The following is an 8315-nucleotide window of genomic DNA, read 5'->3' as shown; positions in this document are numbered from 1 at the left end:
TTACAATAGAATTAACTATGAAAAGTTGATTTCCGCTGCGAGCGGACGCTTTCCGAGGGGCTTGCTCTCAGCCGCTTCCCTCGCTTTGCTCAGTCCAGGGTCTTCGAGCTTCGCTGATCCCTCCGGAGTCGCCGCTCTCCGCTACAATCAACAGGATCTCCCAACTATCAAATGAGGTAATGGAAATGATGATGAAGAATCAAGTTAATGAACGAGAACAGATGGAACTGCTTACGATCAAACAGTTAATTCTGCAAGACCATCTGGTTCGTAAATTAGAGGCAGCAATTGATTTTCCTTCATTTATCCATTGGTTGCAGATTTATATTCTCTACTCAGGAGACCATGCATAGACCCTGTTGTTCTCAATAAAATGTCATTTATTTAATCCCCTAAACCCACTTAGGGTTGTCCATCGTATACCATGCTTCTCTTTGGATTCGGTAAAACGCGTTCAATTGTGTCTTTAAATTTCCATAGACTTCTTGGATTCCATATAGGTGTCTTAAGTCTTCTGCTACATCTAGTTAGTCTTGTCAACTGAACTTGGAGCCACAAATTGAATTGTTTGTCTGAATGATGTGAATGTGTCCTGAGACATTCAGTTGATTGAAGTGCAGGACGGCGACTCCTGGGGATCAGCGCAGCGCGAAGACCCCGCAGGAGTGAAACGACGAGGAGGCTGAGGGCAAGCCCCCGGAAAGCGCCGTCCGGAACGGAGATAAACGGCATGTTACCCCTCATTTCCGGAGTCAACGATGCCAATAGACAAAAGGGATGGAAATCAAGTCGATTTCCATCCCTTTTGTCTATAGTCTGAAGCATCCTATATGTAGAGGATGCTTTTTCTTTATGACCGCTTTTGCAGGACTACATTTCAGTGAAACAAAATCGTGGCTGCCGTATAAAGAAGTAACATAGCCATGATGATATTGAAAATCGTCTGATGTTTAGCTATCAATTCCTTGAATAATGCTCCAAACAAACTCCAACTGAATGTCCCTAAGAATCCGATTATCGCTAACAAAATCACAAAATAAAACTGGGTCAAATAATTATGATATATAGGCGTCACGAATGTTGATGTGACTGTAATAGCGTAAATAGTTGCTTTAGGATTGATGAATTGCAACATGGCGCCTGACATGAGATTGTTGTATCGATTATTAAATTGTTGTTCTTCATCAAGTTTGCTCGTAATGATTTTATAAGCTAGATACAGTAAATATAGACAACCAAATAATTTCATGAATAACTCGATTTTAGGAAAAGCAGAATTTAATGCAACACTAAAATAATTTGCGAATAGTAGTAAAATGAAAAATCCAAGACCAACCCCTAAGCAAAATCTGAATGTCCTTTTCAACCCGAATTTATTGGCATAATACAACGACATAATATTATTAGGACCGGGTGTGAAACTTGCAACAAAAGCATAAACCACTAGTGACAACATTGATATGATATTCGCCTCCCTCTCTTTGTATGCTATAGTGAACAAAAAGCACAAGATAACGCATTGTGCTATATAGTGTACTTTATGTGCGTTATAATGTAAACGAGAAATGGAGGATACAAGGTGAAAGAAATACATGTGGTGGTTGCTGAAAATATGAAGGCATTTAGAAAGGCTAACAACTATAGTTTAGATAGAGTTTCGGAGTTAACTGGAGTTAGTAAAACAATGTTAGGCCAAATAGAACGTGGAGACTCGATTCCATCGATAACGACCATGTGGAAAATAGCGAATGGATTAAAGGTTTCTTTTACTTCATTGATTAAGGAATCTACGAATGAAGTAACGGTTACGTCAAAAGAAGACATATTGGAATTGCCGGAGAATGATGGGAAGTATAGAGTGTATCCATACTTTCCTTTTGAAAATGATAAGCAGTTTGAAATATACATGGTAGAAATCGAACCGGGTGGTTATTTATTGGCGGAACCTCATCATGAAGGCACAGAGGAATACATTACTGTATTTGATGGACAGCTCGAATTGACGATACGAGGGGAAACCTACTTACTGGAGAAAGATCACTCCATTAGATTTCAAGCTGACTGTAAACACGCGTATCACAATCCAAGCAATGAATTGACCAGAGTCAATATGACGATTAATTATCCGAGCATGTAGGTCAACCAAGCTTGAATATCACGATGATTTCTCAACGATTTTAAGTTAGCTTCTATAGAAAATTTATGAATTATTTAAGGAACTAGAGCTAAAATAAGGACAGCTCAGAATTATATCCCTAGTGACATAAACACAAAAAAAGCATCTATCCCGAAGGAAGATGCTTTGCTTCAAATATTGATATGAAGCGGTTTGTAGGCCGCCTTTGCCGTATTACATTTCATAGAAAGTTTTAAACCACCACTCCTCAAAGTGGGTGTTCGCAGAACTGTTCCTGTCTGTCCGACCATAAATGATCGGCGTGTCATTCCCAGCCTATATAAAACTCCCTTTTACAGCTTAAAGGTTAAAACTTTATGGGAATACGAACAATGCAGCTTATGTACTTATCTTACTGCTACACACGCCGAAATGCAATGGTAATGTTTGTGTGTGTGTTGGTCAGACGAGAATGGGAAAGAAAAGTTTTGATGAGTTTATACTGAGTTTACAATTGTGTATTATGATAAAACCGAGTTAGCAGAGGAAGATTACTTACAATAGGTAACGGATGAGTGTAGAGGAGATGGTCTATCTATGGCAAACGTGTTGATTGTAGACGATGATCCGCATATGAGGGAGCTCGTCAAACTCTTTTTACTCCCTGAAGGATTTGAAATCGCAACTGCTTGTGATGGTGTAGAAGCGTTATCAGAACTTGAGACATTCAAGGCGGATTTGGTCATATTGGACATCATGATGCCGAATATGGATGGCTGGGAGCTGTGTCGTGAGTTACGTAAATCGTATGACATGCCATTGCTAATGCTTACTGCGAAAGGAGATACTACTCAAAAAGTGAAAGGGTTTGAATTAGGAACAGACGATTATCTCGTCAAGCCCTTTGAACCTGTTGAGTTGGTCGCACGGGTCAAAGCTTTACTTAAACGCTATCGAATCGCGATTTCGCAAACTGTAATCGTGGGAAGTCTATCCATGAATCGAAAAACCTTCGAGATGGAACTAGCTGGAGAAAGTTTGGAACTTCCACTTAAGGAATTTGAATTACTTTTTTTGTTAGCAAGTTATCCAGGTAAAACATTCTCGAGAGAACAGTTGATTGAAACGATATGGGGATATGACTATGAAGGAACGGATCGGACCGTGGACGTTCATATTAATCGTTTGCGAGAGCGACTACCTACCTCAGATGGAACGGATCTAAAAATTACAACAGTCCGAGGTTTAGGATATCGCTTAGAGGCAATCACATGAAAAAAACGATCCATATCATCAAAGTGGTTTGTACTTTTTGGATAATGGTTTTTATCTACTCAGCACTTGTGAACTTCGGATTTCCGTACGTCAGTGATGCATTCAACTTACACTTAAATGATTTTAGTATGGGGTTTATTAAAACAATCCTAACAATCATTTTATTCTTCCTAACGATTTGGTTAATATCCTCGGCGGGAGCTTCAAAACGTTTAGAATTTCTCACTTCGATCATCGATGCGATGAAAAGAATCTCAGCAGGTGATTTTAATGTTCGACTGAATCACCAGTTTGGGCATGCGAAAAACCATCCTTTTGAAAAGTTTGTGGAAGGCATTAATGATATGGCAGTGGAACTGAAAGAGCTTGAAGAGATGCGACAAGAATTCATTTCCAATGTTTCTCATGAAATCCAATCTCCGCTCGCTTCTATAAGTGGCTTTGCAAGGGTGTTGAAGCGAAGTGAATTGACTTCTGAAGAGCGAAATCATTATTTGAATATCATTGAAACGGAAAGCTTACGGCTTGGTCATTTGAGTGATAATCTACTCAAGCTAACCTCCATGGAGTCGGATAGATATCCATTTGACTTGAAGTCTTATCGATTGGATAAGCAAATTCGGAATGTGATTCTTTCCTGTGAGCCGCAATGGGTAGCGAAGTCGCTTCAATTGGACATTTCGTTAGATGAATTCGAAGTGCATGCAGACGAAGAGCTAATGGATCAAGTATGGCTGAACCTCATTACAAATAGCATTAAATTCACGCCAGATGGAGGAATGCTTGCAGTCAAGCTACGTAAACAAAATGAAATTGCAGAAGTGAGAATTTCAGACACTGGTATCGGAATTAGTTCGGATCATCAAGAGCACATATTTGAACGTTTTTACAAAGTGGACCCATCCAGAAACCGTGCTCTCGGTGGAAGCGGGCTCGGTTTGTCGATTGTGAAGAAGATTATTGATATGCACGAAGGCTCGATTATGGTGGAAAGCGAGACTGATGAGGGAACTGTTTTCACCATTCACTTGCCGATTTCAAATGGGCAAATAGAAAATCAAGTAGGGAGTCAATAGAATGATTAAATTATTGAAAAATTTATCGGTCTATAAGTGGCTCGTTGTAGCGATTGTTGGATTGGTCTTCATCCAATCCATGGCGGATTTGTTCCTCCCAACGCTGATGGCGGACATTATAGATAAAGGGGTAGTCGTTGGGGATATCCCATATATTTGGAAAATCGGTGCTGCCATGCTCGGTGTCACTGCAGTAAGTGCACTGGCAGCGATTGTGGCTAGTTATTTCTCATCAAAAGCGGCGCTTGGGATGGGGCGGGACATTCGACACAAAGTATTCCGTCACGTTGAAAGTTTTTCACTACAAGAGTTTGACAAACTTGGAACAGCGTCTTTGATCACTAGAACGACGAACGATATTACGCAAATTCAGCAAGTGGTCATTATGATGCTCCGCATGGTCATTAGTGCGCCAATCATGTTAGTCGGTGGTCTGATTATGGCGCTTTCAAAAGATGCGAAACTGTCTCTTGTTATCGTAGCGGTCATGCCGGTGCTAATTTTGACAATCGCGTTGATATTGAAAAAAGGAGTTCCGTTATTCCAAACTGTACAAAAGAGGCTCGATCGTCTCAACTTGGTTTTCCGGGAAAACTTAACGGGAATCCGGGTAGTTCGTACATTTAATCGTGAAAAAGATGAGCAACAGCGTCTTCAAAATGCAAATAAGGATTTGACGGATGTTTCTATTAAGGTAAACAAATTGATGGCATTCATGATGCCGACGATGATGCTCGTTATGAACTTGACTGTTGTAGGGATCATCTGGTTTGGTGGTATCCGCATTGACAGTGGTGGCATGCAAATCGGTGATTTAATGGCATATATCCAATATGTCATGATGATCATGTTCTCACTAGTGACAGCATCTATGATGTTCATTATGATCCCGCGTGCAGCAGTTTCGGCGAAACGAATTAACGAAGTACTTGAAATGGAGCCGACTTTCTTGGATGAAGGGGCTTTGAAAGCAGATAAAGAACCGGGAACATTGGAATTCGACCGTGTGTCATTCTATTATCCAGGTGCGGATGAACCTGCACTGTCGGACATTAGTTTTAAAGCAAAAGCGGGAGAAGTGACAGCAATCATCGGAGGTACTGGTGCTGGTAAAACGACATTGATCAATCTAATTCCTCGATTTTACGAAGTATCCAGTGGTTCGATATGTATAAACGGAGTCAATAGTAAAGAATCTTCTCAAGACGAGATCCGTTCGAAGATTGGCTTTGTTCCTCAAAAAGCGACGCTGTTCTCAGGCACGATTGCAGAGAATATACGCTTCGGAAAAGAGGAGGCAACGGAAGAAGAAATAGAGCATGCAGCACGTATTGCTCAAGCTGAAGATTTCGTTGTGAAAATGGAAAATGGATATGAATCTGAAATCACACAAGGCGGATCGAACGTGTCAGGTGGACAGAAGCAACGGTTGTCTATAGCACGGGCTCTCATCAGGAAACCAGATATCTATATATTTGACGATAGTTTTTCAGCGCTCGACTATAAAACAGATGCCAATTTACGAGCGGCGTTAAAAGAGGAAACGAAAGATGCTACAGTTGTAATTGTTGCCCAACGTGTCAGTACGGTCATCGATGCCGACCAAATCCTTGTATTGGATCGGGGACAACTCGCTGGAGTCGGTACACACAAAGAGCTTCTTGAAACGAATGACGTGTATCGAGAAATCGTCGAATCTCAACTTGCAGAGGAGGAAATCGCATGAGTGAGAAGAGACAACAACCCGCACGTGGTGGAGGTCCGATGGGTGGCCATGGCGGAGGCAACATGATGATGGCTGGTAAAAAGGCGAAGGACTTTAAAGGAACGTTACGCCGTCTGCTCGGATATTTAAAGCCTCGTAGAAATCAATTGATTGCGGTGTTCATCGCAGCTATCCTCAGTACGTTATTTAGCATTGCTGGTCCAAAAATAATGGGGAATGCCATCACAGAAATCTTTACAGGTGCCTACGGAAAACTGACAGGTGTTCCTGGAGCAATGATTCACTTTGATGTACTCGGCAAAATATTACTTTTGTTAGTTGGTCTATACGTATTCAGTAGTGTATTCACTTACTTACAGCAATTCATCATGTCGAGTGTATCGCAAAAAACGGTTTATGATTTGCGGGAAGATGTGAATCATAAACTGGAAAAGTTACCTCTCAAATATTTCGATGGACACCCAGTTGGGGACACATTGAGTCGTGTAACAAATGATATTGACACGATTGGAAGTACGTTACAACAAAGTATTACGCAATTCATCACATCCATAATCACGTTGGTTGGAATACTTGTGATGATGCTAACAATCAGTCCATGGTTGACGTTGATCGCACTTGTCAGTCTACCGCTTTCTATTTTTGTTATTCGACCACTCATTAAGCGTTCGCAGACGTATTTTGCAAAGCAACAGCGCACATTGGGACAATTGAATGGGCATATTGAAGAAATGTACACTGGCCATCAAGTGGTGAAAGTATTCGGACACGAAAGAAAGGCGATTGAGGAATTTGTTGAAGTGAATGAGGAATTATATGATGCAGGGCGTCGTGCACAATTCGTCTCAGGTATCATCATGCCGATGATGTCACTAATCGGAAACCTTGGATATGTGCTGATCTGTATTGTAGGTGGAATTCTTGTTACACAACGAGCGATTTCAATCGGTGATATTCAAGCGTTCATCACGTATACTCGTCAATTTTCACAGCCCATCATGCAAACCGCGAACATTGCTAACATCATTCAGTCCACCGTTGCAGCAGCAGAGCGTGTGTTTGAACTGTTGGATGAAGAAGAAGAAATCCAGGATGTTACGATTGGAACTTTGAAAGATGCCAAAGGGGAAGTCGAGTTTGAACATGTCGATTTTGGATATGGCGATCAGTTATTAATCGAAGACATGAACATTCACGTGCAACCTGGCCAAACCGTTGCCATTGTTGGTCCAACAGGTGCTGGTAAAACAACGTTAATCAATTTACTAATGCGTTTCTATGAGCTGAATGGTGGCGCAATTAAGATTGATGGGCTTGATACACGAGAGATGTCTAGAACAAATCTCCGTACGACTTTTGGAATGGTTTTGCAGGATACTTGGTTATTCAATGGAACGATAAAAGAAAACATCGCGTATGGCAAGAAGGAAGCAACAGAAGAAGAGATTATAGAAGCTGCAACAGCTGCGCGAGCGGATCACTTCATCCGAACACTCCCTGAAGGCTATGACACGATTCTGAACGAAGGGGTATCCAATATCTCTCAAGGACAAAAACAGCTGATCACCATTGCCAGAGCAGTTTTAGCAGATCCATCAATAATGATTTTGGATGAAGCGACGTCAAGTGTGGATACACGAACAGAATTGCTCATCCAACAAGCGATGAATCGGTTAATGGAAGGGCGCACAAGCTTTGTCATTGCACACAGACTTTCAACGATCAGAGGTGCGAATCTCATTTTGGTGATGGATGAAGGACGTGTGATTGAACAAGGTACGCACAACGAGTTATTGGAAGCAGATGGCTTCTATGCAGACCTCTACAATAGCCAGTTCTCATCGAATCCTGCGGTATGAGGTAGGAGCTGTTGGTGAAGTAGGTTTTCTTTATATCATTGCGCATACTAACTATTTTTTCATAAGCAAAACCAGCGCCTGTAAAATTTAGGCGCTGGTTTTCTTATTAACTTACTCAATTAATAGGATCTATCCCTTTCGGATATGTCCCGTTTGTTTGGCGTCATTGGCTCGTGTTTGGGTTTCATGTTACCAAGTTCGGATAACTCTAGTGAAATTTCTTCTTTCATTTTTTTTACTGTATTGTTCGATTTTTCTTCTGC

6 protein-coding genes, 1 other RNA gene and 1 pseudogene are annotated in these 8315 nt (G+C 41.1%); 6 read left to right on the top strand and 2 right to left on the bottom strand.

What is annotated here, in order from left to right; translation table 11 throughout:
• Positions 1 to 185 precede the first annotated feature (185 nt).
• Positions 186 to 385 (top strand): annotated as a pseudogene (locus N693_RS19940) (IS5/IS1182 family transposase); the annotation flags it as partial.
• Between the two features lie 492 nt (positions 386 to 877).
• Here N693_RS19940 and N693_RS0106245 read toward each other — a convergent pair.
• Positions 878 to 1456 (bottom strand): LysE family translocator, encoded by a 579-nt coding sequence (locus N693_RS0106245; RefSeq protein ID WP_051508693.1) that lies wholly within the window; start codon positions 1454 to 1456, stop codon positions 878 to 880.
• Positions 1457 to 1579: 123 nt separating this feature from the next.
• Here N693_RS0106245 and N693_RS0106240 point away from each other — a divergent pair, with 123 nt between their 5' ends.
• Positions 1580 to 2137: a helix-turn-helix domain-containing protein gene (locus N693_RS0106240; protein ID WP_025783944.1), complete on the top strand. Its 558-nt coding sequence runs from the start codon at positions 1580 to 1582 to the stop codon at positions 2135 to 2137.
• 192 nt (positions 2138 to 2329) lie between these two features.
• On the opposite strand, the gene ssrS is transcribed toward N693_RS0106240, so the two are convergent.
• Positions 2330 to 2520, bottom strand: a non-coding RNA gene (ssrS, locus tag N693_RS19935) — 6S RNA.
• Positions 2521 to 2713: 193 nt separating this feature from the next.
• Here ssrS and N693_RS0106235 point away from each other — a divergent pair.
• Genes N693_RS0106235 through N693_RS0106220 form a run of 4 tightly spaced genes read left to right on the top strand, consistent with a single transcriptional unit; the run spans position 2714 to position 8052 of the window.
• Positions 2714 to 3391 carry a response regulator transcription factor gene (locus tag N693_RS0106235; RefSeq protein ID WP_025783943.1) on the top strand — a complete coding sequence of 226 codons (678 nt, stop codon included), beginning with the start codon at positions 2714 to 2716 and terminating at the stop codon, positions 3389 to 3391.
• Positions 3388 to 4467, top strand: a complete 1080-nt coding sequence (locus N693_RS0106230) for a cell wall metabolism sensor histidine kinase WalK (RefSeq protein WP_025783942.1) — start codon at positions 3388 to 3390, stop codon at positions 4465 to 4467. The genes N693_RS0106235 and N693_RS0106230 overlap by 4 nt, the downstream gene beginning before the upstream one ends.
• A gap of 1 nt (position 4468) precedes the next feature.
• Positions 4469 to 6193, top strand: coding sequence for an ABC transporter ATP-binding protein (locus N693_RS0106225; RefSeq protein ID WP_025783941.1), 1725 nt, complete (start codon positions 4469 to 4471; stop codon positions 6191 to 6193).
• Positions 6190 to 8052: an ABC transporter ATP-binding protein gene (locus N693_RS0106220; protein ID WP_025783940.1), complete on the top strand. Its 1863-nt coding sequence runs from the start codon at positions 6190 to 6192 to the stop codon at positions 8050 to 8052. The genes N693_RS0106225 and N693_RS0106220 overlap by 4 nt, the downstream gene beginning before the upstream one ends.
• Positions 8053 to 8315: the final 263 nt, after the last annotated feature.

Source organism: Sporosarcina sp. D27 (assembly GCF_000586555.1).
Taxonomy (GTDB): Bacteria; Bacillota; Bacilli; order Bacillales_A; family Planococcaceae; genus Sporosarcina.
Note: the sequence above shows the minus strand (reverse complement) of the source record. Positions and strands in the feature narration are given on the sequence as shown.

Excerpts from the sequence above, each read along its gene's own strand:
- N693_RS0106220 (WP_025783940.1), top strand. The coding sequence starts at position 6,190 with ATGAGTGAGAAGAGACAACAACCCGCACGTGGTGGAGGTCCGATGGGT.
- N693_RS0106225 (WP_025783941.1), top strand. The coding sequence starts at position 4,469 with ATGATTAAATTATTGAAAAATTTATCGGTCTATAAGTGGCTCGTTGTA.
- N693_RS0106230 (WP_025783942.1), top strand. The coding sequence starts at position 3,388 with ATGAAAAAAACGATCCATATCATCAAAGTGGTTTGTACTTTTTGGATA.
- N693_RS0106245 (WP_051508693.1), bottom strand. The coding sequence starts at position 1,456 with ATGTTGTCACTAGTGGTTTATGCTTTTGTTGCAAGTTTCACACCCGGT.
- N693_RS0106235 (WP_025783943.1), top strand. The coding sequence starts at position 2,714 with ATGGCAAACGTGTTGATTGTAGACGATGATCCGCATATGAGGGAGCTC.